Below are 22,705 nucleotides of genomic sequence, written 5' to 3' on the forward strand. Positions count from 1 at the left end.
GAATGAAGCTGGCTGTAATTGGTACTGGATACGTTGGGCTCGTCTCGGGTGTATGTTTTGCGCAAAAAGGTAATGAGGTGATTTGTGTCGATCTGGAGCAGTACAAAATCGACATGTTGAACCGGGCAGAATCTCCGATTTATGAACCGGGTATTGAGGAATTGATCGCGCTGAATCTGGAAGCAGGACGGTTGGAGTTTACTTCGGATTTGGCTGATGCGGTACGCCGCTCGGATATCGTCATTTTGGCGGTAGGTACGCCTTCTTTGGCTAACGGTGAGGCGAATTTGTCCTACATTGAACAGGCGGCTGCTGATGTCGGTAAAGCCATGAACGGGTATAAAATTATTATGACCAAGAGTACTGTACCTGTCGGAACGAACGAAAAGATTAAGGACGTATTGGCTCGTCACACGAGTTTGTCCTTCGATATCGTATCCGCGCCGGAGTTTCTGAGAGAAGGCTCAGCCATCAATGATACGCTTCATCCGGATCGCATCATTATTGGTTTGGACAATACTGGATTGCGTGAAACAATGGTCACTTTGCATCAGGTGTTCACGGATAAAATCTATGTGACGGATATCCGTAGTGCTGAAATGATCAAATACGCGTCCAATGCGTTCCTGGCAACTAAAATTTCGTTCATTAACGAAATCGCTAATATTTGCGAAAAGGTTGGCGCCGATGTAACCTGTGTGGCTGATGGTATGGGTATGGACAAACGGATCGGCTCCTCTTTCCTGCAAGCAGGAATCGGGTATGGTGGCTCTTGCTTTCCAAAAGACACAAATGCGCTTATCCAAATTGCGGGTAATGTAGACTATGAATTTAAGTTGTTGAAATCGGTGGTCGAGGTGAATACCGACCAGCGCTTTATGATTGTATCCAAGCTGCGCGAATCGTTGGGTCAACTGAACGGTGTGTCGATTGGCATTTGGGGCCTCGCCTTCAAGCCAAATACAGATGACATCCGCGAAGCTCCAGCACTGGAAATCGTAGAAACGCTCATTCAAGCAGGCGCTATTGTCAAACTGTATGATCCCATTGCGATGGATAAATTCAAGGAGCACGTGGATCACCCGAATATTGTGTGGTGCTCATCCCCACAGCAAGCCGCCGAAGGTAGCGACGCTGTGTGCCTGTTGACCGATTGGGAAGAGTTCAAAAAGGTTGATCTCGTACAACTGGCCTCCCTTCTGCGCAAACCGGTTCTAATTGACGGCCGTAACGTATTCGCTGAGGAACAGATTCAAGGCTCCGGGCTGGAATACTATTCCGTGGGTCGTCCGCGGATGAGTGGGTGGAACAGAGATAAAGTGGAAGTTTAAAAGTGACAGATTAAAAAGTGACTGTGGGCGGTGGGGAGACGCTACGCGTTCCATTTGATCTTCCGATCGCTGTTGCAGTGGGATTCTCTGGATTATATAAAAAATTCCAAGGTAAGAATCCCACTGCAAAGGCGAACGCTAGCGCTTCTTCAGATTCAAATGGACCGCTTCGCTGCTTTTATCGCACAGAGTCACGATTTTTAATCTCCCACCTTATGGGATGGGAGTAGGAAGGGCCTATCGGAAGGAGCGGCGCGGTTGAGACCGCTCCTTTCGATCAAAGCGCCAGGCGCCTGCGCTTCGCAAACGTCTTTACAGGCTGACCGGACTTAATAATGTCCGGTCGTGCCTTTTGCAATAAACGGTATGATCGGCATGATGCATTTTTGAGTAGCGAAGGGTTGGATTTGAATCTGGAGAAGCGATAGCGTTCGCCTTTGGACCTGGATTCAAACCGTTATACGATTTTATACAATCGAATGAATCCCGGTCCAACAGCGATCGTAAGATCAAATCCAGCCCGCAGCGGGCTACTCAACCTGGCACCATCCGATCATCTAACCCAAATTAGAGAGGAAGTGGAGAGTTATGAAGCTCGTACTTTTGTCTGGTGGTTCCGGTAAAAGATTATGGCCTTTGTCCAACGATTCCCGTTCCAAACAATTTTTGAAGGTACTGGAGAGCCCGGAGGGGACTTCGGAATCCATGGTACAGCGGGTATGGAGACAATTGGGAGACAACGGATTATCAGAATCCTCGTTTATTGCGACAGGGAGAGCACAGGTCGAAATGATCCAGAGTCAGGTTGGGCCGAATACGCGCATCATTGTTGAGCCAGAACGCAGAGACACCTTTCCTGCGATTGCGCTGACAGCGACTTATTTATATTCCATTGCAGGTGTTTCACCTGATGAAATTATAGCTATATTGCCTGTAGATCCTTATGTTGAGGATGCTTTCTTCGCTTCCGTAGCCCAACTGGAACATACGCTTCAGGAGAGTGAAGGCAAGCTTGCATTAATCGGGGTTGTCCCTTCTTATCCTTCAGAGAAATATGGTTACATTATTCCGAAAAACGATGCCACCCAAGGTAGCACTGGCTACCGCGAAGTGAGCCATTTTCAAGAGAAACCCGACCGGGAGCAGGCGGAGCGTCTGATTGAACGCAATGCTCTATGGAACTGCGGGGTTTTTGCGTTCAAATTAAGTTATTTGCTGGATATCTTGGCATCCAAGGGATTGCCGCTGAATTATGAAGAAATGCAAAAGCAATACGCATCTCTGGAAAAAATCAGCTTTGACTATGAAGTAGTCGAGAAGGAAAAGGACATTGTAGTTCTTCCATATGATGGTTTTTGGAAGGATTTGGGAACTTGGAATACGCTCACAGAAGAAATGTCCAATCAACAAGTGGGCAGAGGTGTAGTAACGGAGGATTGCGTCAATACGAGTCTTATTAACGAGTTGGACATTCCTGTGGCGATCATTGGAACGAATGATCTGATTGTAGCCGCTAGCCCGGATGGCATTCTTGTGACCAATAAGGCAGAAAGTCCTCGCATTAAAGAAGTGCTCAAGGCTCATGATCAGCGTCCAATGTATGAAGAACGTCGTTGGGGACAGTATCGAGTTGTGGATTATGTCAAATATGACGAGGGTAACGAGGTATTGACCAAACGAATCCGCGTACGGAAAGGCAAAAATATCAGCTACCAGCTTCATTTCAAACGGAGTGAAATCTGGACCATTATTAGCGGTGAAGCGGAAATTATTTTGAATGAGAAGCTACACAAAGTAAAGGCTGGTGATGTAGTTCGCATTCCTGAAGGGACGAAGCATAGCATTTTGGCTGTGACCGATGTGGATTTTATTGAGGTGCAGACTGGCTCTGAATTGGTTGAAGAGGATATTGTCCGCTTTTGTATGGATTGGAATGAAATTTCCCGTCACCAATTTATCTCATAATTATTTTCGTAAAAACGAAAAAAAGACGAATTCATGAAAATTCATGGCCCAAACTGTCGAATTTGGGCGAAAACCTGTAAATTCATGAACATGACCTATTAAATTTTGGTAAAATAAAGTCGATACTTAGGGTAAGAAGGAATCCAAACTCCTTCCAACGATAAACGCAGCCCTGTCGAAAGGCAGGTACGCAAAGCTAAAGGGCCTTCCACAAGGATGGCAGCCTGGCTACCGAAAGGAAGAGCGAAAGTGAGATTCAATTTTATTCCTCTGTATCGACTGATACGTCATGTACTCCCCGTTGTTATGCTTTTTTCATTGTTGCCCGTCGGTTTTGGTGATTCTCTGTCTGTGGCGAATGCCGCTTCATTACAACCTGTTAATTCGGACGCTTCTACTCAGGCCCGTGAACTATACAATTATTTACTCAACATCTCAGGGAAAAAAATAGTCACCGGTCAGCATGATTATTTGGAAAGTCCGGATGAATTAAGTAACAAGGTCCAAAAAATCAGTCAGGCATATGTAGGTGTACACGGCTATGAGATGGGAGCTATCTCTGGTCAATCTGACGCTACAGAAGCAGCGCAACGTAAAAATGTCGTCGATAGTGCTATCCGTTGGGACAGATCCGGTGGTATTGTGACGATGACTTTTCATGAAGCGCTACCAGGTAGGCCACTGACTTGGGCCAATGTACAGGCGAAAGTAAGTCAGACAGAGTTCAACAAATACGTGACCCCAGGTACTACGCAGTATAACCTTCTCATTGCCGATCTGGATAAGGTCGCTGTATCGTTAAAGCAGCTCCGTGATGCAGGGGTTCCGGTTTTGTGGAGACCTTACCACGAAATGAATGGTGACTGGTTCTGGTGGGGAAACAAAAATAATTTCAATCAGCTATGGAATATCATGTATGACCGTTTTACCAACACACATCAATTGAACAATCTGCTGTGGGTATGGAGTCCGAATGCGCCTAATTCGTATACCGTCCCGTATACTCCGAAATATCCGGGGGATGACAAAGTGGACATCTTGGCAGTAGACATTTACAACAATGATTTTAAGCAAAGTCATTACGAAGGTCTGCTTGGGCTGGCACAGAATAAGCCGATTGCCATTGGGGAGCACGGTGAGATGCCGAGTTCTGAGGTGTTGCAGGCTCAACCTAAATGGGTATATTCCATGACTTGGGGCAAGATGCTGACTGAGAATAACACAACAAATCAAATTCAGGATTATATGAATGATTCGAGGAGTTTGACGCGGGATGATGTGAAAAATGGATTGGAAACGATTCAACCACCTGGGGCAGATATACCGACCTTACCGGACGAGGGACAAAGTGAGCCTATCCCTTCTCCGCCAGTAGTGATCGTTCCCCCAGCTCCGACTCCTCCTTCTGTTCCTGATGTGGTATATGTGAACGGGCTGCGGGGCGAATATTTTAACAATATGAATTTGAATGGAAGTCCTGTTTTGATCCGTACAGATAGCAAGCTGGACTACAACTGGCGCGCCAATGCAGCTGATCCTAAGGTGAATGCCGATCAGTTCTCGGTTCGCTGGACGGGTAAAATCAAACCGCAATATAGCGAGACCTATACGTTCACCACGATATCCGATGATGGTATCCGTGTATGGGTAGACGGCAAGTTGGTGATTGACAGCTGGTTCAAACAAAGCTGGACAGAGCGTAAAGGCAGTATGACTTTGGAAGCAGGCAAAATGGTAGATTTAAAAGTAGAATACTATGATGAAAAAGGCGACGCGATGGCACGTCTAATGTGGGAAAGTCAGCATGAAGCGAAAGCGGTGATTCCCGGAAACGCTTTGTTTCTTCCTTGATTAATACTCTTTCCCGGTCCAAAAATTTGAGGAGAGAGGGTCGATCATATGATAAAAAAATGGTTATCCCATAGGTATACAGTAGTTTTATGTGGACTACTAGCGGTCGTAGCTATAGCGATGATCGCTTGGTTTATATACACGCCTTCAAGAAGCGCAGAATTGCAGACGGATAAAGTAGCAGCTGCCAGTCCAGTATGGAAGCTGGGTCAGAGGGATGACTCTTCAGCGGAATTCAAAGGTGTGGTCGGCAGGGATAATATCGACATTTCTACAGCAGCTGCCTCTACCGAATCATCTGCTAAAGGAGCAATGTCAGCGTTGTCGGTAGCAGAAGAGAGTACAACAGTTCCAGTATTGCTTAGCAGTGGAGATATTCCTCCCGGTTTGAATGCATCCACGAACCCTGAACTGACACTCCAGTATAAGCTCAATCAGATTCCTCCCAATGGTATGATATTCCGTGTTCGGATTTTAGATGCGGGCAAAGCAGTCCCACAAATGGCTGTATTTTCAAATCAACAGCTGTCCGGTATTATTCAGATTGCCGGAGTATCCGGTACTGGGAGTGCTTATAATTTCAAAAACAACTACGAGCTGTATATACCCAAAGAGCAATTGCAAAGCGGTGTTAACGTACTCAAGCTAAAGACAGCGCGCTGCCTATACTGCTCCTCTGCAGAAGATAAAAATGTGTGGTGGACTTGGGATGACTTGAGCTTGGAGACGTTAGCTTCACCTGCGACCGAACCGGTACACGGTAAATATATACTGACCGGAACAAATGTGAACAATAAAGAATTTTATTATGATCAAGGTGCAGTTAAGCATTTACCATACGTTCTCAAATGGCTGGGAATTGCTTATAGTGGCAATGTCATGAGGGTCACCTGTGCCAGCAATGTGGGCAAGGCCTGTACAGACGTGGATGATTACTATCAAACGTTAAAGCAGTATAATATGCAATCGTCTGCTTTGTATTTATATACAGGTGATATCAAGCTGCAAAAAGATGGTTCTCTGCCAGAGACGGCCAAGCAAAAGTTGCGCGATTATGTAAAAAAATACGGTTCTTATCTTCAATATTATGAAGTAGATAACGAACCTGGATTATTTAATCGCTCCAAGGCGGTGAATCTGGCTGTAGCTAAGTGGTTGAATACGGAAGGCAAGCAATTGGCACCGCATCTCAAAACGGTAGCGCCGGGCTGGGCCTACTGGCCGACATACTCTACCAAGGCGTGCAAAAATCAAACCGGAGGTACGCAAAAATGCGGTGATCCGGATGGATGGGAGCGGGACCCGGCGCAGCGTAAACAGCTGGAGGAAGTCACCGACCTGACCAACGGACACGCCTACGGTGAATCGTATAATGAAGAGGGCGGGGGCAGCTTCGTCCAAAATTTGAAAACCTTCGGCGGTTCGAGCAATGGACTGGCGAAGAAGATGCTGAACACGGAGTTCGGTACCAATGATACGCATCGAGACAATCCAGATTACGGGGCTAGTCAGCCACAAGCAGCCGCATTCGATCGGATTATGCGTTCACAAATTGGGTTTGCCGATATGTTTATCCAGCACGCTGCTTTTTATAAAGATTATACGCTGTTTAAAACAGGCTTCGATCTGCAAAGTCATAACCCGGCCAACACAGAAATTTATCCGTTCGGGCAAGGACAGGACACCCGCGTTAAAATCATGAGACGCTTAAGCTTAGCCTATGCCACCCATGGAAAACCTCTGACTTATACAGTGCTGAATCCAGAGGATACTAAGGATAAGATGGTGTATGTTCGTGCGGTGGATACGTCCAAGCTTAAACCGCTGGCAGGTAGCGGCGCTACTTCAAACAAATTGCTGGTGAATCTAGTGAATTTCGAATCCACCACGCAGACAGTTCGTGTACGGGTGACAATGCCGAATGCCGGTTTGTACACGGGTGAACGTTTTGGAGCGGGTTCTACTTACAGTCAGGCACAACGTTCCATATCAGGGCTCAAGGCTTCTCCTGCCCTTGATTTTGAAGAAAAGCTGGGTCCTGGCGAAGCGGTACAATATATTTTGGAATTAAAAAGTACAGATCAGACCGCAGCTTCAGCTCCAACAGGGGTGAAGGCTGCCTCTGTTCAGGATGGGGCGGTAGAGATTAATTGGCTTCAGGCAGAAGGCGTATCTTCCTATGATGTGCTGCGTGCTGACGGGACCGACGGGGCCTATCAGGTGATTGCCTCGCAAGTAGCGGGAAGCACGTATACAGACCGCACGGTAAAAGCCGGAGGCCACTATGTCTACAAAGTCCGAGCGACCGGAGGTACTCAGGTTTCCCAGGCAGCCGAGGTCGCTTAATCAGATCGGAATGCATATAGGACCTTAGAGTTCGAATATCTAACATCATTTCGAAATAAAACAAAAAAGAACCTATCAGGAGAAAATAGGACCTGACAGGTTCTTTTTTGTTGGAAAATCGTTCTGATTTGCCAATACTTTACGTATAATGAAGAAAAAAATAAGAAAATCCTTTTTTATTCTCGTCATAAGACGACAACATTACAGGTATGTATTCATATATAATAGTTTTGTTCATGACTATACATACAAGGTTTGTGGGAAATCTCTTTCCGGTGACCAAGAATAATAAAGTGAGGTTAGTGCTGAATGAACAAGGAGACAGAATTAGGGGGGAACAACCCTCTTTTTCAAAACAACGTACAGAAAGCAGACAAAGCTGCCATCCACTTGGACATCCGGGACATTTTGCTCCAATGTGGGTTCACGATGCCAGAATGGCTAGAAAGCGACGCGGATGGAACCACATACCGGAAGGACAAGCGCGTGTAAATTCCAACGGCTGGTCCTACTTGAGAGAGACGTGAAGCAGCCGGCCGCTTTCTTTATTCCATCATTCGCTCCATTCGGACAAATGCAATAAAACGTTTGGCTTCTTCCTCAGACAAGGTGCGTCCGTCAATGGTCAGGTTGAAACGTTGCAGAATATCCTCGTCGGACAGTTCAAGCTGGTCCACAAATTCCCTCACATCTGAATCCAATATTGCCGCCGGATGGCTCGTACGTCCCACCAAGTAGTCAATCGTTACCCCGAAAATATCAGCGAGCTTGGTCAGGATCTCAAAATCTGGCTTGCGCCTATTTTTCTCATAGTGAGAAAGAGCTGCCCGCGTAATTCCGAGGGATTGTGCTAGTTCCTCTTGTTTTAATCCCTTATGTTCTCGTAATTCAGCGATGCGGGTGCCATAATTCATCCGTTTTTCCTCCTGAAGGCAAGGTTAAGAAAGGTAAAAAAGCAAGTTTACGCTTGACAAGATACGTTTTGTATCATAAATTAGTTATGCAAGTTACATAACGTATCTTTATTTAATAGTTTTCACTGATGTCTTCGTTTATATACCCTAAGAGGCCACCGATGATGAGCATTTTGTGCTTATTCGCTGGCTAGACCTTCTATGCGCTATTATACAACATTTTACTATAGATTAGAGGGTCATGCATCGTTCTTTTCCCCGTTATGCAGAGGATCAGTACAAGCGTTATTGCATCGAAAACAAGTCAATCAGGGAGGACTGGTCTTGTGCAGTTGAAAGAGTACATCCGTTTGATCCGTAAAAGAATGTGGTTGATTGGTAGCATCGTACTGCTGGTATGTACTGTAGTGGGCATAAAAAATATGTATTTTACCCCGCAGATTTATGAAGCTACCGCAAAGCTCATTATCAACCAGACGCCACGACCGGATCGTGCAGGTGTCGTTGATTACAGTGTAGTTCAAACGAATATAGCCTTAACGAACTCCTATAAGCAAATTATGATCTCCTCGGCGATTATGGATCAGGTGGTCGCCAGCTTCCCCGACCTTAAGGTCACTCCGTCAGATTTGGCGCAAAAATTAAGAGTGAACACCGCAGGTGATTCACAGGTCATGGATGTAACAATCCGCGATTTATCGTATACGAAGGCTGTGAAAACCGTCAATGCGGTAGCCAAAGTATTCAAACGACAAATCCCCTCTATCATGAAAATGGACAATGTCACCATCCTAAGCGAAGCCAGTCTGAATGATCCAGCAGTTCCCGTGAACAGTAATGCCACTATACAGATATTTATTGCTTTTGCCACCTCTTTATTGTTGGGAATAGGCTTGGCGTTTTTGCTGGAGGTACTGGATGATACATTTAAGAATGAAGAGGATATTGAAATAGAACTCGGTCTGCCTACCCTAGCCCTGATTACGAAAATGAAAAAAGAAGATAAACGCTCTGACAGCTCCACTACAACTCCTAAACAGGTAGGTGAAGGGCAATATGCCGCGATTAATCAATAATCAGCTCGTTACATCCCTACATGCTCAGTCTTCCGTTTCAGAGGAGTACCGCATGCTTCGCACAAACATCCAGTTTTCTTCTATAGACGAGCCGATTGAGGTTATGATGGTAGCGTCCGCTCAGGCGGGTGAAGGCAGAACGGTCACAATTAGCAATTTGGCTGTAACCTATGCGCAAGAGGGGAAAAAGGTGCTGATTATGGATATGGATCTGCGCCGTTCCTCCTTGCACCATATGTTTGGTTTGCGTAATCATACAGGGCTGACACGGGTGCTTGCCAATCAACAGGCATGGCAGGATGTGGTTCAGGAAACCGGGATTGACCATCTGCATGCAATTACAGCAGGACCGAACCCGCCCAATCCGTCCGAGATGCTCAGTTCCCGCAGAATGAATGCTCTGCTGGTTGAGCTAAAAGAACATTATGACGTGATCCTAATGGATACACCGCCGTTGCTGTCCTTTCCGGATGGCTTCATTATAAGCGCCATGTGTGACGGAGTCATTCTGGTGGTGCAGGCAGGGAAGGTCAAAAAGGATGTCGTCAAGAAAGCAAAAGCGAATTTGGAAAGAGTAAAGGCGCGCATTCTGGGCGTAGTACTTAATAATGTGAAGCGTTCGAATACCCGTGGCGAGCGGGGGATGGAGGAACGCAATCTGACATGAATAAAAAGGAGGAAAATGAGAGTATATAAAATTCTTTTAACAATGTATAAATAATACTTATTAATAAGGAGCGAGGTGATGAGACGTGTCTTCTTCCCGCTCGAATGAGGTCGAAGTGCGGGGTGCGTCAGTGGATGTTTATTCGGTCGCTCATGGGCTTGAACGGCGGCAAGGATGGAACGTATACCCGTTCGTGAAGCGAAGCATGGACATTATATTATCTTTCATTGGAATCATCGTGTTATGCCCGGTATTTCTGCTTGTCATTTTGCTGATTAAGCTGGAGGACCCCAAAGGAAGTGCAATATTTTATCAAGTACGTATTGGAAAAAATGAGCGGCCGTTTCGCATGATCAAATTTCGTTCCATGGTGTCTGATGCCGAAGCCAGATTATCTGCACTGCTGGTGGAAAATGAAATTGAGGGTGCGATGTTCAAAATGCGGGACGATCCCCGAATTACCCGTGTGGGTCGCTTTCTTCGCAGAACGAGCATCGACGAGTTGCCACAACTGTTCAATGTACTGCGTGGGCAGATGAGTCTGGTAGGACCCAGACCCCCATTGCCAAGAGAAGTCCATGATTACACAGTGAGGGATAAGCTGCGTCTGACGGTTACACCGGGCTGTACTGGTTTATGGCAGATCAGCGGTCGTAATCATCTAAGCTTTAACCAGATGGTAGAACTGGATTTGGAGTACATATCCAGACGCAGTTTCCGCACAGATATGATCATTATGCTGAAAACATTTCGTGTGCTGCTAGGCTCCAAGGATGCGTATTAAAGTCTTTTATTTTCACGAAGAGGGTAGGGGATAAGTATGGATCTTCATTCCAACATATATGTAGCAGGACATCACGGACTGGTGGGTTCCGCTATTGTCCGAGCGCTTCAAGAAGCGGGTTACCGTCATATTATTACTCGCACAAGCCGTGAGCTGGATCTACGCAATAAAGAGGCAGTAGATCATTTTTTTGAAACAGAGCCTGTGGATTATGTATTTCTGGCAGCGGCCAAGGTTGGTGGGATTTTGGCGAATAACGAATATCCGGCTGATTTTATCCGTGACAATCTGCTTATACAAACGAATGTGATTGATGCGGCATACCGGGCGAATGTAGGCAAGCTATTATTCCTAGGTTCTACCTGTATCTATCCTAAATTTGCTCCGCAGCCGTTGCGGGAAGAATATCTGCTTACGGGTGAACTGGAGCCTACTAATGAGGCCTATGCGATTGCTAAAATTGCCGGGATTAAAATGTGTCAGTCTTACAACCGTCAGTATGGAACCCGGTTTATTTCTGTGATGCCGACGAATTTATACGGTCCGGGCGACAATTTTGATCTCCAGACTTCTCATGTGTTGCCTGCGCTCATCCGCAAGTTTCATGAAGCCAAGCTAAATCAATCTCCAACTGTAGAAGTATGGGGCTCTGGTACGCCGCGGCGAGAATTTCTTCATTCTGATGATTTGGCTGAAGCTTGTCTATTCCTGATGAACAATTATGAGGGAAATGAAATTGTAAATATCGGCGTAGGTGAGGATATCTCCATTCGTGAGCTGGCTGAGCGAGTGAAGAATGTAGTCGGCTATGAGGGAGAAATTACCTTTAACACCTCTGCTCCTGATGGAACGCCGCGTAAGTTGGTAGATGTATCCCGAATTTCCGGGCTGGGCTGGTCGGCGCGTATTTCACTGGAAGAGGGATTAAAGTCTGTGTATCAGGCATTTCAAGGTCTGGATCTGGTTGAACAATAAAAAAACGGTGGGGGAATTGGAATGAAAAAAGCGCTGATCACAGGAATTACCGGACAAGACGGGTCCTACCTGGCTGAATTGCTGCTGTCCAAAGATTATGAGGTGTACGGGGTGCGCAGACGAACCAGCACACCGAACTTTGAAAATGTAGCGCATATCCAGAATGACATCCACTGGCTTTCCGGTGATATGACCGATCTGGCTTCATTGATTGAAGCCGTCCGTCAGTCCGACCCGGATGAGGTCTACAACTTGGCTGCTCAATCCTTCGTAGCGGCCTCATGGCCGCAGCCGTTGGCTACAGGCCAGATTACAGCGCTGTCTGTCACCAATATGCTGGAGGCGGTACGAATTGCCAAACCGGAAGCGCGCTTTTACCAGGCGTCAAGCAGCGAGATGTTTGGTAAGGTGCTGGAGACACCGCAGACAGAAACGACCCCGTTCTACCCACGTAGTCCCTACGGTGTTGCCAAAGTGTACGGCCATTGGATTACAGTGAACTATCGTGAAAGCTTTGATATGTTTGCTTGCTCTGGCATTCTGTTCAATCACGAATCCCCACGTCGAGGATTGGAATTTGTAACGCGTAAAGTGTCGGATGCGGTAGCTCGTATCAAGCTGGGGTTGCAGCAAGAGCTGCGCATGGGAAATTTGGATTCACTGCGAGACTGGGGTTTTGCAGGGGATTATGTAAAGGCGATGTGGCTGATGCTTCAGCAGGATCAACCGGATGATTACGTCATTTCCACGGGGGAAATGCATTCTGTGCGTGAACTGCTGCAAATTGCCTTTTCCCATGTAGGTTTAAATTATGAGGATTACGTCGTGATTGATCCTCAATTTGTCCGTCCGGCAGAGGTAGATCTATTGCTCGGCGATTGTGCCAAGGCGAAAGAAAAGCTGGGCTGGCGATTGGAAGTAGGCTTCGAGCAGCTCATTCGTATGATGGTGGATACAGACTTGGAGCGGGTAAAAAGGCAGGCTGCAGTTGAAGCTTCTGTCGTCGTGTAAGAGATGGAGAGGCCATCCGCCTGGGCGGGGGGTCTCTTCGCTGTACATGATTGCAGCTGCATGGACAGAACAGCAGGTTATAAAGCTGTACGCAAGGTCACTTTTCAAGATGGAGTAAAACCTATGACATTAGTCAAAAAACGCGCCAAACCGCGTAGAAGTTTGCTGGTGAATACATCCTGGCTGTTCGGTGACAAAATGATTCGCATGGTGTTCGGCCTGGCAGTCAGCATCATCATGGCAAGAGTGTTGGGACCAGAGGAACTGGGAAAGTGGAATTATGCGGAATCCTTTTTCGGGATGTTTCTGATTTTCACGACCCTTGGCTTTGATTCTATATTAGTACGCGATCTTGTCAAAGACCCTAAGGATGAGCATGAGCTGTTGGGTACGGCGGTTCTGTTGAAATTGTTAGGTACTCTGATAGCCATTGTACTGTCCTATTCCTTCATTTCACTACTCAGACCGGAAGACAGTTCGGTGCGGTTGATCAATCTGATCTTGGCTACGGCCTCGGTATTTCAATTGTTTGATATCATCGACTACTGGTTTCGTGCGCAGATGCTGTCCAAATACACGGTCGTTGCCAAGAATACCGCTTTTGTCCTCGGCTCCACTATCAAAATCATTTTGTTGTTGTCCGGTGTTCCGATATGGATGGTGGCGTTGTGTGCTCATGGAGAGTTTCTGTTGGGAAGCCTGCTGCTGCTGTATTTCTTCCATAAGGAAGGACGACGCGTGAATCAATGGACGTTCCGTTTAGCCACAGCTCGGCGAATCATGAATCACAGCTGGCCGCTTATACTGTCATCCTCCGCTGTATATGTACAGGCACGGATCGATCAAGTCATTATCGGTGAACTGCTGGGGAACGCTGCGGTCGGGCAATACTCCGTTGCACTCCGACTCATCGAAGTGCTGGGCTTCATTCCGGTCGTTCTGACAACGGCTTATGCTCCGGTGGTGACGCGTTCCAAGCAGAAAGGAAGCGACGAATACAGACAGACATTGTCCAAGGTGTATCGGCTGATGTTTATATGCTTTCTTGTGACCTCGGTACCTTTATTTTTTCTATCCCAATGGGTAGTGGTTGTGCTGTATGGGAGAGAATTTACCGAAGCAGGTTCGCTATTGTCTCTGTTTGCGATTCGTCTGTTTTTCACCAACTTCAGTGTTGCTAAAAGCTTGTTTATTACCAATGAAAATTTGTTTAGATACACGCTGCTAACCTCAGTGGTGGGGGCGGTCACGAATATCGCTTTCAATTACGCGCTAATCCCGTTGCTTGGTGTCCGAGGGTCGTTAGTGGCGACGATTTTGTCTTTTACGATATCTGTATTTCTATTAGATTTGCTGTTTAAGGAAGTTAAATCTAATTTTGGTTGGATGATGAAGTCCATCCTGACCTTCTGGCGTGTTCATATTACAGTACCGAAAGTTGGAGAGAACAATCATGATACCCATTAAACCGTTTGTTCGGCATGAGGAACAGTGCCCGCATTGTGGAGGTAAGGTACGTGGTGGAGAGGTGCTGTGGCAGGGAATCCATGTATGTGTCAGCACTGTGTGTGAGGGGTGCGGACGCGAATATCTTGAGGACATGAGGGTCGGTCACGCCACGTATTCACCATATCGTGTAGAAATGCCTGACTATATTCTGACCGGTGATGCGAAGTCGAGAAAATGGCTCGGAGAGCCTTTGCGGCAATCGTTGATGAATCCTTCCTATGACTTAGCAGTCGGCATGACCGTGCATAAAATGAAAGCTTCTACACGTGTAATCATCGTCAACACAATGGATTATTTGTATGGTCATGCTTTGCTCAAGCTGCTCAATGTGCAACGCGAATACGAGCAATCGCCGGACCTGGGCATTATCGTCATTGTGCAAAAGTCGCTGGAGTGGATGGTGCCAGCATATGTGTCCGAAATTTGGACGGTTGATGTGCCGTTCAGCAGGGCACGAAACTTTTATCCTGTACTACATCATCGGATGATTGAGGAACTGATGCGTTTTGATGAGGTGTATGTCAGCCCGGCGTATTCACATCCCAATCAGTTTGATATTGAGCAGTTTACAGGTGTCTCCCGTTATAACGAGAATCGTGAGCCGGAGCCGCGCATTACCTTCGTATGGAGGGAAGACCGCTTGTGGAGCGGCAGCCATCATATCGCAAGAGCGGTACAGAAATTTCCGCAGCTCAAACGTGGGCTAAAACCGCTAATTTATCATCAGCGCAGTAAAATCATACGGCTGTTCCGCAGGCTGAGAGAAAGCTTCCCGGACCATCGTTTTACAGTCGCTGGACTTGGGCGTACCGGGAGCTTCCCGGCATGGATTTCTGATGAGCGTGTCACACGCTTCGACCGGGAAAGTGAGCTACGGGTCTGCAAGGTATATGCAGCCAGCCGATTAGTGATCGGCATCCACGGCTCTAATATGCTGCTGCCCTCTGCGCATGCTGGCATGACCATTGATTTGATGCCCAAGGACCGATGGGGGAATTACGCTCAGGATATTTTATTTCACGAAACCGATCATCGGCTTACAGCCTACAAATACCGCTTTGTGCCGATGGAATCGAGTGTGACTCTAGTGGCGGATATGGCAGCTGCCCAGCTCAAAGGGGCAGATCATTTTAATATGCAGATGACGGAGGAGAGGCAACGGGAACATTCAAGTTGGAGGGGGGAGGCCGCTTCGGGACGGGTTTGATCTTCCGATCGCTGTTGACGTGGGATTCCTTGGTTTAATAAGCCCTGTAATAGGGCGGAATCCCACGTCAAAGGCGAACGCTGCCGCTTCTCCAGATTCAAATCCTTACCCTCCGCTACCCACCGCCACCAAAAAGAATTTCCCCAGCCTATTGGGTGGGGAAGGTAAGAGCCGCCCGGCGATAGCTGCGCCCTATCGCCTAGAACTTCTATGCCGGGCATGCATCCCGGCGTAATTAATGCTCTGTACAGTTCTCTGTCAGGGTGACAGCGTCCGGTGGATAACAATCTGGGCAGGCGACAGTCTAGCCATAGTTAAGGCATCTTGGTCAGCTAGCGGTAGTAGTTCCATGTTGTTTTGTGAGCTTGCCATAACCGTACCAAGCTCACAAGCTGTTCGACGAGGTCAGCGCCCTGCATGCATTTGCTCGCGTATCCACGCAGCGAGGGCACTTCATACCCAGCATTCCCTTTTTTAAATGGGGTGACTTTATGGACACGGCGGTTAGCAGCGGAGCGGTCCATTTGAATCTGAAGAAGCGCTAGCGTTCGCCTTTGCAGTGGGATTCCTACCTCGGAATGTTTTATATATCCAGGAATCCCACTGCAACAGCGATCGGAAGATCAAATGGAGTGCGTAGCGGTCTCTAAACCCCACGCCATAACTCACCCAATATGAAATGGCAGGAGCCCTGATGATGATTCAAAAAATATTGTATCTCCGCAATTTTGCCAGCAAGGTGAACGGGGACTCATACAATTTACAGGAAGTCGGCTTGGGCAAAGCACTCGTTCGAAAAGGCTACGATTGCGACATTGTTTACTACAACGATCGTAAGGAAACCCATCTGGAACAGGTCTACCGTCACGAAGGCTGCACCTTGCGTATTATCTGGCTCCACGGGTTTAAGTTCTTAAGCAACAGCATCTACAGAGATGTTCTCCAAGATTCTTTTCTGGATGCTTACGGACTGGTCATTACTACAGAATACAACCAGATCATGACTTATCTGCTTTCCCGCAAATGTCCTGATAAGCTGGCGTTGTATCACGGCCCATACCGGGATAACACGCATGCGCTGATCCGCAAACTGTACGATATTATACTGCTGCCAAAGGTGGCAAAATCTCTACGCCGTACCTATGTCAAATCCGATCTCGCCAAGCGCTATCTGGAGAATAAAGGTTTTGACAACGTGGTGACGATTGGAGTCGGACTGGATCGCAGTAAAGTAGAGAGGGCATTCGACAGTGACAACAGTGACACCAGTAACAAAAGTGACGACATAAGCGGAGAGCGTGAGGAAAACCGTGAGGTCGCGAATGAGCTGCGTCGAATCGGGAATCGTCCGGTGCTACTGTATGTTGGTGTACTGGAGGAACGGAGAAATATACGTTTTATGCTGAGTACGTTCAAAAGGGTACTCCAAAAGCATCCTAGCTGCCTTTTGTTAATGGTCGGGAATGGACGGAAGACGGATACAGACCGCTATTGGACATATGCTCATGAACTGGGAATAACGGACAGTATTATACATTTTTCAAGAGTAGAGCAACGTCATCTGTGGCAGGTTTACGGAGCGGCGGATGTGATGCTGTTTCCGACCCAATACGATATTTTTGGTATGGTGCTTTTGGAAAGCATGCTGTTTCGCGTCCCGATTGTCTCTTCGGTAAACGGGGGCTCGGTTACCTTGATTGAGGACGGAGTGAGCGGAGTGATGCTGAGAAGCTTTTCAGAAGAGGAATGGTCTGGTCGAATAGGCGCTTTGCTGGATAATGGTGAGCTGAGACGAAGTATGGCGGAGAAGGCCTTCCTTACGGTCGAGCGTATGTCGTGGGATCGCATCGCAGATGAAATAGTAAGCCATCTAGGGGTCAAGCCCAAGAATTCTAACCACGCTATGCAATCAACGCAGGAAAGAGGGGCAGCCACGTGAGCCAACAGGTCAGCAGACAGATGAACTCTCCTGTAAGCAAGGTGCTGATCATCCATAACTTTTATCAGCAAAGCGGGGGAGAAGACAAGGTTGTCGAGCAAGAATCGGCTATGCTGCGTTCCAGAGGAATACAGATAGAACATTACTATGTGCATAACGACAGCATTCAAAGCAGAGGGCTGGCGAACATGGCAAAGCTGGCGGTAGAGGCGGCATGGTCCCTGCCGGAATTCAAAAGAATCAAGAAGCTGCTTTTACAGGTGAAGCCGGATGTCGTGCATGTGCATAATTTTTTCCCGGTTATATCCCCTTCGGTCTATCATGCTTGTGAACGGCTGGGGATTCCGGTTGTCCAGACACTGCATAATTACAGGCTGATTTGTCCGGCGGCAACCTTTATGCGAGGGAATAAGGTTTGTGAAAAATGCCTGCACGGCACGTTGCTGCACTCCATCCGTCATGGATGCTATCGAGGTTCGCAGCTTCAGACGATTCCGGTAGCAGCGATGATTAAGTTCAACGATCTGATCGGTACATGGCGGCACAAGGTAAGTCGCTATATTGCGCTGACGGAGTTTGCACGGGACAAATTTGCCGAAAGCGGTATTCCACTGGATCGTATCGCGGTAAAGCCGAATTTTATCCATCATAAAACCATGAAAACCCAGTATGACTCGAATGATCGTTATTTGTTGTTTGTGGGGCGGATTTCAGCTGAGAAAGGGGTTCGCAATCTGCTGCAAGCCTGGTCACAGTTGGAAGATCGGGGGGGATTGAGACTGGTCATCATTGGGGATGGTCCGGAAAAGGCTGAATTGGCCGCTGCTTATCCGCAGGAAGATGTTCGGTTTCTCGGTAAGCAGGATGGAGACACGGTGCTGGATTGCATGAGCCGGGCCATGTATGTCATGGTGCCTTCTATTTGGTATGAAGGATTTCCCATGACCATTGTAGAGTCTTTTTCTGTTGGAACTCCGGTATTATGCAGCCGGCTCGGCGCACTGGAGGAAGTCGTGGAGGACGGGGTGACGGGTTTCCATTTTCAACATGATGATTTGGAAAATATAAAGACTGTGATTCGTCGTGCAGTAGCCTATGAAAACTATGCAGCTATGAGGCAGAAGGTGTCAGAAAACTACGCTGCACGCTATACAGAAGAAGTGAATGTGAAGCAGCTGATGGCGATATATAGCGAGGCGATGGAGGAGCGTGATTATGAAGCAGCTGCCCCAATATAGAGTTGGAAGGATTGCGGATGCAGATATTGCAGCACTTACGTTTCAGGAGACGGTACACACGCTGGAACAATGGGTAGCCGAACGAAAGGACGGCTATGTATGTATTTGCAACACGCATTCCATTGTCACAGCCGGGAATCATGCTGAGTTCCACAAAGCGCTCACTCAAGCCGATTTGTGTACTCCGGATGGTATGCCGTTGGTATGGGCGCTCAAGCTGTACGGATTTGAGCGTCAGGATCGGGTAGATGGTCCCAGCCTGATGCTCAAGTTGTGCGAACGTGCGCCACAGACGAAGGTGAGTATATATTTTTACGGCAGTACGCCGGATACGCTGGATAGCTTAAAAGAGAGAGTAGAACAGGATTACCCTGGAATCCGCATCGCGGGCAGCTTTTCACCACCATTTCGTGAGCTTCACCCAGATGAGGAGGAGCGGATTATTGATGAAATCAATGCGTCCGGCGCGCATATCATATTCGTCAGCTTAGGCTGCCCGAAGCAGGAAATATGGATGTATCGAAACAAAGACCGCATCCGTGGCGTGATGATTGGAGTAGGGGCGGCCTTTGACTATATCACTGGAAAGGTTCGCAGACCGCCACTAGCGATACAAAAGCTGGGGCTGGAGTGGCTGTATCGTCTGATCTGCGAGCCGAAGCGATTATGGAAGCGGTATGCCTATAACAATCCGATGTATGTATACCGTTTTCTAAAGTCTTATCGGCAAAACAAACGGCTTACGCTTTATCAAAATCGGCTTGCAGGAAGAGATATAGAGAAGTGAAGTCAGTAATAGCAGGATGCAATGAGACAGCATGTAAAAGGGGGAGTTGCTTTGAAGCTATGTGTAATAGGTGCAGGGTATGTGGGGCTAGTGTCGGGGGTCTGTTTTGCCGCACTCGGGAATACCGTCGTCTGTGTAGATCAGAATGAGGACAAAATTCTTCAGTTGCGTGCAGGTGGGGTGCCGATTTATGAACCGGGATTAAAGGCACTAATTAAAGATAATGTAGAACAAGGCCGACTAAGCTTTACAACAGATACGGCAGCTTCGGTGGAGGCGGCTGAAATTGTTATTTTGGCGGTCGGCACGCCTTCGCTGCCGGGGGGAGAAGCGAACCTGTCCTATATTGAAGAAGCCGCCTGCGAGGTGGCAGACGCCATGAATGACTACAAAGTCATTGTCACCAAAAGCACGGTGCCTGTCGGAACGAACGAACGCATTCAAAATTGGATTGCGAGCCGCACAAACTATTCTTTTGGTGTGGCTTCGGTTCCTGAATTTTTGCGCGAAGGTTCAGCAGTCATAGACACCCTACAGCCAGATCGAATCATCATCGGAGCTTCCGATCCGCATGTGTCCGCAGTGCTGACTACGCTGCACGAGCCGCTAACGACAAATATCGTAACCACAGATATCCGTTCGGCGGAGATGATCAAGTACGCGTCGAATGCTTTTTTGGCGACCAAAATTTCGTTTATTAATGAGATTGCAAATATTTGCGAAAAGGTGGGCGCAGACGTTACACGCGTGGCACACGGTATGGGGCTGGATCAGCGGATCGGTTCCTCCTTTTTGTCTGCTGGTATCGGCTATGGGGGTTCCTGTTTTCCCAAGGATACACAGGCTCTGATCCAAATTGCGGGCAATGTGGACTATGAATTCAAGCTACTGAAATCTGTGGTGGAAGTGAATCAGGGTCAACGCTTTAACGTGATTCGTAAGCTGAAAGAGGCGCTAGGTGATCTGGAAGGAGCTACGATTGGTATATGGGGACTGGCCTTTAAACCGAATACAGATGATGTAAGAGATGCCCCAGCGCTGGATATTATGCAGTCGCTGCTTGAAGCAGGGGCGCAAATTCGTGCATATGACCCGATCGCTACCGCTAACTTCCGCAGACTGCTGGACAGCTCGGAAGTGACGTGGGCAGATAGCGCACGGGAAGCAGCAGAGGGATGCGACGCGCTGTGTCTATTGACGGAATGGGAGGAGTTTGGTGAAATCGGGCTGGGTGAGCTGAATGAGCTTATGAAGTATCCTATTATGATCGATGGACGCAATGTGTACAGCGAGGAGCAAATCAGACAATCCGTCTTTGCATACTATTCTGTTGGTAGGCCACAGATGAACAATCTGGATGTAGATCGTCATCAGTCTGTAGTAAATCCGTAAAGGGGAGGCTGCATATGAAACGATGGCTGAAGATGACATTGGGGGCTGCAGCGTTATTGGTCGTAGGGGCTACTGCCTACACCGCTTATGTGTATCATTCTTTTAAAACAGCGGCGAATGCGATGTATCATCCGCGCAGCATCGTGCAGCCTGGGGCGGTTTCTACCCTTGCAACGGGCGGAGCAGGGCGATCCGTAGATACAGACTCTGGATCAAGTACACCCAATCCGGCAGCCATCTCCCAGTTCAAGCCGTTTACCGTGCTGGTGCTGGGCGTAGATCGGCGGTCTCACGATCCAGGACGATCGGATACGATGATCGTCTTGTCTGTTAACCCTGCCGAAGGCTCTATGTTGATGTTCAACATTCCGCGTGATACGCGAACAGAGTTGATCGGTAGGGGGCGTGAGGACAAAATCAATCACGCTTTTGCTTTTGGGGGTGTGGATATGTCGATCCGTACGGTAGAACATTTTTTGAACTATCCGATAGATTACTATGTACAGATGAACATGGAAGGGTTTGCGAAAATGGTGGACCTTGTGGGGGGAGTCGAGGTTCATAATCCACTTGATTTTCAATATGAGGGTCATCATTTTGCACAGGGTAATTTGAACTTGAGCGGGGCTGAGGCGTTGGCCTACGCCCGTATGCGTTTCGATGATCCACGTGGGGATCTCGGAAGAAATGCTCGCCAGCGGGAGCTACTCAAGCAAATTCTTGCCCAGTCCATCAGCAAGGAAGGGCTGTTGAGGGTAAAACCGATACTGGAGGCAGCGGGGGAGCAGATTCGCACAGACATTACCTTTGACGATATGACCACCTTCCTGACCCGGATCGGTCCGTCCCTCAAGCAGACGGATACCGTTGAACTTAAGGGACATGGGCGTAAAATCAACGGCGTGTATTATTACATAGTGGATGAACAGGAACGCCAGCGTATCCATGGAGTGCTGGAGAAGCATAGGCTTACCACTGCCGTATCGCCTTAGGTAAGCCTTATGTAGGCGGGTGCCCTGTTGGGAGGTCACCCGTTATTTTCTTCTAAAGTCTTCTAAAAAAGGCTTGTCCCACATACATCTGTAGAGAATTCGGTATAGTCCAACAGAGGGAGGGGCAATGTGTGCTGTTTAGAAGGAGAGCGGCTTCGGCGTTCGTCCGTAAGCTATTATATGTTGCAATCATAGGTGGATTGTTATGGCTGTTGTGGCTGGGTCTGCGTGGGGTGATGTCTACAGGCGAAGGCGATCAAGCGGTAGAAGCACTGAACGAGTTCTACACGATGGAGCAATCGGGAAATTTCGGAGGTTCATGGGAGCTTTTTCATTCGCAAATAAAAAAGAAATTCGAGAAATCTACGTATGTACAGCAGCGTGCGCACGTTTTTATGCAGGATATGGGGACGGATACGTTCACGTTTGAACTGGGGGAGCCGCAGACTGAATATGACATTCGTACGGATCAGAATGGAGAAGAGTTAGGGAAAGTTTACCGTATTACGGTCACTCAGCATTACAAGACCCGTTTCGGTAATTTTGATATCGTACAGCCTTGTTATGTGACGCAGGAAGATGAGAAATGGCGGGTGCTTTGGATATACAAGGACAAGGAATAGAGGTTGCGAGGTGTTTCTAAAAGGGTAAATATGGTACAATACTTCCAAAACCGGAAATGTACAGTAAATTGATAACAGCTTCACTCCGGATGGAAGGA

General features: G+C 47.6%; 19 protein-coding genes and 1 riboswitch. Of the genes, 18 read left to right on the forward strand and 1 reads right to left on the reverse strand.

The window, feature by feature from the left end; all coding sequences use genetic code 11:
• Positions 1 to 2: 2 nt before the first annotated feature.
• The 5 genes from NSQ68_RS05925 to NSQ68_RS05945 all read left to right on the forward strand — a co-directional run bounded on the left by NSQ68_RS05925 (position 3) and on the right by NSQ68_RS05945 (position 7,985).
• On the forward strand, positions 3 to 1,331 hold the full coding sequence (locus NSQ68_RS05925) for a UDP-glucose/GDP-mannose dehydrogenase family protein (protein WP_029516200.1): 1,329 nt from the start codon (positions 3 to 5) through the stop codon (positions 1,329 to 1,331).
• A 588-nt stretch (positions 1,332 to 1,919) separates the two neighbouring features.
• The gene (locus NSQ68_RS05930) at positions 1,920 to 3,296 is read left to right on the forward strand and encodes a sugar phosphate nucleotidyltransferase (RefSeq protein ID WP_025720487.1); all 1,377 of its coding nucleotides are present in this window, start codon (positions 1,920 to 1,922) and stop codon (positions 3,294 to 3,296) included.
• A gap of 155 nt (positions 3,297 to 3,451) precedes the next feature.
• Positions 3,452 to 3,532: riboswitch (cyclic di-GMP riboswitch) on the forward strand.
• 13 nt (positions 3,533 to 3,545) lie between these two features.
• The gene (locus tag NSQ68_RS05935) at positions 3,546 to 5,147 is read left to right on the forward strand and encodes a glycosyl hydrolase (RefSeq protein WP_342428285.1); all 1,602 of its coding nucleotides are present in this window, start codon (positions 3,546 to 3,548) and stop codon (positions 5,145 to 5,147) included.
• 48 nt (positions 5,148 to 5,195) lie between these two features.
• Positions 5,196 to 7,493, forward strand: a complete 2,298-nt coding sequence (locus tag NSQ68_RS05940; RefSeq protein WP_342428286.1) for a hypothetical protein — start codon at positions 5,196 to 5,198, stop codon at positions 7,491 to 7,493.
• A gap of 309 nt (positions 7,494 to 7,802) precedes the next feature.
• Complete coding sequence (locus NSQ68_RS05945; RefSeq protein WP_029516204.1) at positions 7,803 to 7,985, forward strand: hypothetical protein; 183 nt, start codon at positions 7,803 to 7,805, stop codon at positions 7,983 to 7,985.
• Between the two features lie 53 nt (positions 7,986 to 8,038).
• Here NSQ68_RS05945 and NSQ68_RS05950 read toward each other — a convergent pair whose 3' ends face one another.
• On the reverse strand, positions 8,039 to 8,407 hold the full coding sequence (locus tag NSQ68_RS05950) for a helix-turn-helix transcriptional regulator (RefSeq protein WP_025720479.1): 369 nt from the start codon (positions 8,405 to 8,407) through the stop codon (positions 8,039 to 8,041).
• A 326-nt stretch (positions 8,408 to 8,733) separates the two neighbouring features.
• Here NSQ68_RS05950 and NSQ68_RS05955 point away from each other — a divergent pair, with 326 nt between their 5' ends.
• From NSQ68_RS05955 to NSQ68_RS06015, 13 genes are all read left to right on the forward strand, one after another.
• Entirely contained in the window at positions 8,734 to 9,483 is a 750-nt protein-coding gene (locus NSQ68_RS05955; RefSeq protein WP_307348361.1) for a Wzz/FepE/Etk N-terminal domain-containing protein, read from the forward strand.
• Positions 9,464 to 10,150: a CpsD/CapB family tyrosine-protein kinase gene (locus NSQ68_RS05960; protein WP_307348363.1), complete on the forward strand. Its 687-nt coding sequence runs from the start codon at positions 9,464 to 9,466 to the stop codon at positions 10,148 to 10,150. The genes NSQ68_RS05955 and NSQ68_RS05960 overlap by 20 nt, the downstream gene beginning before the upstream one ends.
• A gap of 85 nt (positions 10,151 to 10,235) precedes the next feature.
• Complete coding sequence (locus NSQ68_RS05965; protein ID WP_029516207.1) at positions 10,236 to 10,934, forward strand: sugar transferase; 699 nt, start codon at positions 10,236 to 10,238, stop codon at positions 10,932 to 10,934.
• Between the two features lie 36 nt (positions 10,935 to 10,970).
• On the forward strand, positions 10,971 to 11,909 hold the full coding sequence (locus NSQ68_RS05970) for a GDP-L-fucose synthase (RefSeq protein WP_307348364.1): 939 nt from the start codon (positions 10,971 to 10,973) through the stop codon (positions 11,907 to 11,909).
• A 21-nt stretch (positions 11,910 to 11,930) separates the two neighbouring features.
• Positions 11,931 to 12,920 carry a GDP-mannose 4,6-dehydratase gene (gene gmd, locus NSQ68_RS05975; protein WP_307348365.1) on the forward strand — a complete coding sequence of 330 codons (990 nt, stop codon included), beginning with the start codon at positions 11,931 to 11,933 and terminating at the stop codon, positions 12,918 to 12,920.
• Positions 12,921 to 13,043: 123 nt separating this feature from the next.
• On the forward strand, positions 13,044 to 14,387 hold the full coding sequence (locus tag NSQ68_RS05980; protein WP_342428287.1) for a flippase: 1,344 nt from the start codon (positions 13,044 to 13,046) through the stop codon (positions 14,385 to 14,387).
• The gene (locus NSQ68_RS05985) at positions 14,374 to 15,636 is read left to right on the forward strand and encodes a hypothetical protein (RefSeq protein WP_342428288.1); all 1,263 of its coding nucleotides are present in this window, start codon (positions 14,374 to 14,376) and stop codon (positions 15,634 to 15,636) included. Before NSQ68_RS05980 ends, NSQ68_RS05985 begins: the two co-directional genes overlap by 14 nt.
• 697 nt (positions 15,637 to 16,333) lie before the next feature.
• The gene (locus NSQ68_RS05990; RefSeq protein ID WP_342429082.1) at positions 16,334 to 17,575 is read left to right on the forward strand and encodes a glycosyltransferase family 4 protein; all 1,242 of its coding nucleotides are present in this window, start codon (positions 16,334 to 16,336) and stop codon (positions 17,573 to 17,575) included.
• Positions 17,572 to 18,813, forward strand: a complete 1,242-nt coding sequence (locus tag NSQ68_RS05995) for a glycosyltransferase family 4 protein (protein WP_342428289.1) — start codon at positions 17,572 to 17,574, stop codon at positions 18,811 to 18,813. The genes NSQ68_RS05990 and NSQ68_RS05995 overlap by 4 nt, the downstream gene beginning before the upstream one ends.
• The gene (locus NSQ68_RS06000) at positions 18,791 to 19,600 is read left to right on the forward strand and encodes a WecB/TagA/CpsF family glycosyltransferase (protein ID WP_307348374.1); all 810 of its coding nucleotides are present in this window, start codon (positions 18,791 to 18,793) and stop codon (positions 19,598 to 19,600) included. The genes NSQ68_RS05995 and NSQ68_RS06000 overlap by 23 nt, the downstream gene beginning before the upstream one ends.
• A 51-nt stretch (positions 19,601 to 19,651) precedes the next feature.
• On the forward strand, positions 19,652 to 20,992 hold the full coding sequence (locus tag NSQ68_RS06005; RefSeq protein ID WP_342428290.1) for a UDP-glucose/GDP-mannose dehydrogenase family protein: 1,341 nt from the start codon (positions 19,652 to 19,654) through the stop codon (positions 20,990 to 20,992).
• Between the two features lie 14 nt (positions 20,993 to 21,006).
• Complete coding sequence (locus tag NSQ68_RS06010) at positions 21,007 to 21,984, forward strand: LCP family protein (RefSeq protein WP_307348381.1); 978 nt, start codon at positions 21,007 to 21,009, stop codon at positions 21,982 to 21,984.
• Positions 21,985 to 22,115: 131 nt separating this feature from the next.
• The gene (locus NSQ68_RS06015; RefSeq protein WP_342428291.1) at positions 22,116 to 22,607 is read left to right on the forward strand and encodes a hypothetical protein; all 492 of its coding nucleotides are present in this window, start codon (positions 22,116 to 22,118) and stop codon (positions 22,605 to 22,607) included.
• Positions 22,608 to 22,705: the final 98 nt, after the last annotated feature.

Origin of the sequence: Paenibacillus sp. FSL L8-0158, assembly GCF_038592965.1 — a bacterium.
Classification (GTDB): Bacteria; Bacillota; Bacilli; order Paenibacillales; family Paenibacillaceae; genus Paenibacillus; species Paenibacillus polymyxa_D.

Bases quoted from the DNA above. Each gene is read 5' to 3' on its own strand.
- NSQ68_RS05925 (WP_029516200.1), top strand. From the start codon at position 3: ATGAAGCTGGCTGTAATTGGTACTGGATACGTTGGGCTCGTCTCGGGT.
- NSQ68_RS05930 (WP_025720487.1), top strand. From the start codon at position 1,920: ATGAAGCTCGTACTTTTGTCTGGTGGTTCCGGTAAAAGATTATGGCCT.
- NSQ68_RS05940 (WP_342428286.1), top strand. From the start codon at position 5,196: ATGATAAAAAAATGGTTATCCCATAGGTATACAGTAGTTTTATGTGGA.
- NSQ68_RS05945 (WP_029516204.1), top strand. From the start codon at position 7,803: ATGAACAAGGAGACAGAATTAGGGGGGAACAACCCTCTTTTTCAAAAC.
- NSQ68_RS05950 (WP_025720479.1), bottom strand. From the start codon at position 8,407: ATGAATTATGGCACCCGCATCGCTGAATTACGAGAACATAAGGGATTA.
- NSQ68_RS05960 (WP_307348363.1), top strand. From the start codon at position 9,464: ATGCCGCGATTAATCAATAATCAGCTCGTTACATCCCTACATGCTCAG.
- NSQ68_RS05970 (WP_307348364.1), top strand. From the start codon at position 10,971: ATGGATCTTCATTCCAACATATATGTAGCAGGACATCACGGACTGGTG.
- gmd (WP_307348365.1), top strand. From the start codon at position 11,931: ATGAAAAAAGCGCTGATCACAGGAATTACCGGACAAGACGGGTCCTAC.
- NSQ68_RS05980 (WP_342428287.1), top strand. From the start codon at position 13,044: ATGACATTAGTCAAAAAACGCGCCAAACCGCGTAGAAGTTTGCTGGTG.
- NSQ68_RS05985 (WP_342428288.1), top strand. From the start codon at position 14,374: ATGATACCCATTAAACCGTTTGTTCGGCATGAGGAACAGTGCCCGCAT.
- NSQ68_RS05990 (WP_342429082.1), top strand. From the start codon at position 16,334: ATGATTCAAAAAATATTGTATCTCCGCAATTTTGCCAGCAAGGTGAAC.
- NSQ68_RS06000 (WP_307348374.1), top strand. From the start codon at position 18,791: ATGAAGCAGCTGCCCCAATATAGAGTTGGAAGGATTGCGGATGCAGAT.
- NSQ68_RS06010 (WP_307348381.1), top strand. From the start codon at position 21,007: ATGAAACGATGGCTGAAGATGACATTGGGGGCTGCAGCGTTATTGGTC.